This is a genomic window from Kineococcus indalonis, from assembly GCF_009906395.1.
Lineage (GTDB): Bacteria > Actinomycetota > Actinomycetes > Actinomycetales > Kineococcaceae > Kineococcus > Kineococcus indalonis.
The window spans coordinates 1-2,848 of sequence record NZ_JAAALM010000213.1 but is presented as its reverse complement, the minus strand read 5'-3'; the positions used below and the strand labels follow the sequence as shown (position 1 = coordinate 2,848).

General features: G+C 79.8%; 4 protein-coding genes. 2 read left to right on the top strand and 2 right to left on the bottom strand.

Annotation, left to right across the window (positions count from 1 at the left end):
* Positions 1-166: 166 nt before the first annotated feature.
* Complete coding sequence (locus tag GTR00_RS11610; RefSeq protein ID WP_323132413.1) at positions 167-895, bottom strand: aminoglycoside 3'-phosphotransferase; 729 nt, start codon at positions 893-895, stop codon at positions 167-169.
* Positions 896-1,056: 161 nt separating this feature from the next.
* Here GTR00_RS11610 and GTR00_RS11605 point away from each other — a divergent pair, with 161 nt between their 5' ends.
* Positions 1,057-1,542: a sigma-70 family RNA polymerase sigma factor gene (locus GTR00_RS11605; protein ID WP_240899901.1), complete on the top strand. Its 486-nt coding sequence runs from the start codon at positions 1,057-1,059 to the stop codon at positions 1,540-1,542.
* On the top strand, positions 1,542-2,312 hold the full coding sequence (locus tag GTR00_RS11600; RefSeq protein WP_166611780.1) for an anti-sigma factor family protein: 771 nt from the start codon (positions 1,542-1,544) through the stop codon (positions 2,310-2,312). Before GTR00_RS11605 ends, GTR00_RS11600 begins: the two co-directional genes overlap by 1 nt.
* Positions 2,313-2,340: 28 nt before the next feature.
* Here the strand turns inward: GTR00_RS11600 and GTR00_RS11595 are convergent.
* Positions 2,341-2,848 (bottom strand): lytic transglycosylase domain-containing protein (locus tag GTR00_RS11595; RefSeq protein ID WP_166611779.1); only part of this gene is annotated, 508 nt, incomplete at its 5' end.

Sequence of the window (2,848 nt, the reverse complement as noted above, 5' to 3'; positions counted from 1 at the left end):
CGCCAGCAGCGGCAGCTCGCGCAGCCAGTCGCGCAGCGGCCGCGCGCCGCCGCCCGGCGCGAGGGGCCCGCGGGGCGCCTCGGCGTGCTCGCCCGGCGGGACGTCCGCCGGGGTCGGGGACCAGGACCGGGCCGTGCTCGTCACGTTCGACAAGGTACCCGTCCCGTCAGGGGCCGGCGTCCCAGAGCGCCCGGTACCAGGCGGTGCGCGCCGGGTCCGGCGCCACCCCGTACGCCTCCAGGAACGCCGCCTCCCAGCCGGGTCCGTAGTTCCAGCCCAGGCTCAGCGTCGCCACCGCCAGGTCCGCCCAGCGGTCGGCCACGCCCAGCGCGCCGAGGTCCACGTGCCCGACCGGCGCGCCGTCCGCGGCCAGCAGGGTGTTGGGCGCGCACGCGTCGCCGTGGCACACCACCAGCCGGTCCACCGGCGGCGGCGCGCCCAGCGCTGACACGTCGCGCACCGCGGCCGCCAGGCGCTGCTCGGCCGACCATCCGAACGGGCAGTCCACCACCGGCAGCCGCTCGTGCAGCGCGCGCAGCGCGCGGCCCAGCGCCGGCACCGCCGCCCCCGGGCGCGCCAGCCAGCGCGGGGAGACCGCCGGCTCCCCGGGCAGCGCCGCGGTGAGCAGCCAGCTGCCGTCCTCGTCGGCCCCGTGCCCCAGCACCCGCGGCACCGGGGTGAACGCCGCCGCCCACGCCAGGCGCGGCACCTCCTCGGCCAGCGGCAGCGCCGCGCCGGCCGGCGCCCACTTGCAGAACCGCCCGGTGCCGTCCGCACCGGTCAGGCGGAACGTCAGCCCGCCGAGCTCGTTGACCCACACGGCCCGCACGGCGTCCCCGCCGGCGGCGCGGCGCACCGCGGCCGGCACCGCCGGCTCCTGCTCGGGGATCGCCACCGGCCCACCGTAGGGCGCGCCGGGGCCGGGGGCCCGGGACCGTCGAACCGTCCGGCGCGCTGCACCGTTGCCCCTGCGCGGGGGTGGCCCGCCGGGAGGACGGCCCGCCGGGCGCGGGCCGGGGAGGAGCGGGGGACGCGGTGACCGACGCCGACGAGGAGCTGGTGCGGGCGCTGCACGAGGAGCACGCCGGTGCCCTGTTCGGCTACGTGGTGTCCCTGACGGGCGACCGCGCGCACGCGCAGGACGTGGTGCAGGAGACGCTGCTGCGCGCCTGGCGCCACCCGGAGGCGCTGGACCCCGCCAGCGGGTCCAACCGCGGCTGGCTGTTCACCGTGGCCCGGCGCCTGGTCATCGACGAGCGCCGCTCGGCGCGCGCCCGCCGCGAGAGCGTGCGCGCGGAGGTCCCCGACTCCTCCGTCGTCGACGAGTCCGAGCAGGTCCTGCAGCAGTGGGTCGTCGCCCAGGCCCTGACCCGGCTCTCGCCCGAGCACCGCGCGGTCCTGCGCGAGTGCTACTTCCGGGGACGCTCGGTCGCCGAGGCCTCCCGCGTGCTGGGCGTGCCGCCCGGCACGGTGAAGTCGCGCACCCACTACGCGCTGATGAACCTCAGACTGGCGCTGCAGGAGATGGGGGTGAGCCGCTGATGGGCAGCGGGCCGGGCGACGCGTTCGCCACGAGCGCCGGACCGTACGTGCTGGGGGCGCTGAGCCCCGCCGAGCGCGGGGAGTTCGAGGAGCACCTGGGCGCCTGCGCGTCCTGCCGGGCGGCCGTGGAGGAGCTGGCGGGGCTGCCGGGGCTGCTGTCGCGGGTGCCGGCGGACGTGGTCGCCGCCCTGGAGGAGGACGCCCCGGCGCCGCTGCCGCCGCGCGCGCCGGACACCCTGCTGCCGCGGCTGCTGCGCGAGGTGCGCGCCCGCCGCCGTCGCCGCCGCCTGGTGCTGGTCGGAGGGGCCGCCGCCGCGTGCCTGGCCGTCCTGGCCGGGGCCGCGGCCCTGGACGGCGGCGGACCCGTCCGCACCGCGCTGCCGGCCCCGTCCACGTCCCCGGCGCCGTCCTCCCCGGCCGGCGGGGCCGGTGCGGACGGCGGGGCGGGGCCGGTGCAGTCCATGGAGCCGCTGGTGCCGGTGCCGCTGACCGCCACCGCGCAGCTGACGCAGGTGGCCTGGGGCACCCGCGTGGACCTGGTGTGCGCCTACGCCTCCGACACCGCCGGCCGGCCCTACCCGTACGCGCTGGTCGTCAAGGACGCCCAGGGGCACGCCGAGCGGATCGGCACCTGGACGGCCGTGCCCGGTCGCGACGCGCGCCTGAGCGGTGCCACCTCGCTGACGCCCGAGCTCATCTCGGCCGTGGAGGTGCAGACCCTGGAGGGCACCGCGCTGCTGCGGCTGGACGAGCAGGACGTGCGCTCCTGAGCGCGAGCAGGTCGGCGGTCCGGCGGGGTCAGCCGGCGGGCAGCGGGGCGCCGCCACCGGCGGCGACCTCGTCGGCCACGCGCTGCACCATCGCCACGTACCAGTCGGCGTGGTTGTACCGGAACAGCGCACCGGCCTCCCCGGAGCGCCCCTGCCCGGCGCCGTTGGCGCACAGGTACCGCGCGGCGGTGAACACCGCGTCGGCCGGGTCCCACGCGTCGGTGTCGCCGTCGCCGTCGCCGTCGACCGCGTGGGCGGCGAACGTGGCGGGCATGAACTGCATCGGCCCGACCGCGCCGGCCGAGGAGGGCCCCACGTTGCGCCCGTGCCCGCTCTCGACCTGCCCGACCGCCTGCAGCAGCGCCGCGCGCATGCCCGGGCACGTCGCCGCGGCCCGCGCGTACAGGTCCGCGTACCCGGTGGGGGCGCTCGCGGCCCGCACGGTGGAGGTGGCGCGGGCGGCCTCGGCCGCGGCCGCCGCAGCGGCGGCGCGCGCGGCGGCCAGCGCCCGCTCGGCCTCCTCGGCGGCCCGCAGC